A 299-nucleotide genomic window follows, 5' to 3' on the forward strand; every position below is an offset into this window, starting at 1 on the left:
TGCAGGTCAGCAATCTGCAGGGCGTGGCGGAGAACACCGCCGCCGAGACCCGGCTGGCGGACGTGGCCCTGACCAACGCCGGTCCCGAGACCTACGCCTACAGCGTCAACGACGCCCGCTTCGCGGTGCACGACGGCGGGCTCTATCTGAAGGCCGGCCAGACGGTCGACTACGAGACCCAGCCGACGATCCCGCTGACGATCACCGCCACCAGCAGCGCCGGGGCGGTGTCGACGGATGTCGTGGTCGGGGTGAGCGACGTCGACGAAGCGCCGACGGCCGTGACGGTCAGCAACCTG

1 protein-coding gene is annotated in these 299 nt (G+C 69.9%); it reads left to right on the top strand.

What is annotated here, in order from left to right:
• The coding region (locus ACFLIT_RS17850; protein ID WP_479912617.1) for a hypothetical protein at positions 1-299 on the top strand (299 nt) is incomplete at both ends.

It is taken from the genome of Caulobacter sp. HJHS_5, from assembly GCF_056683955.1.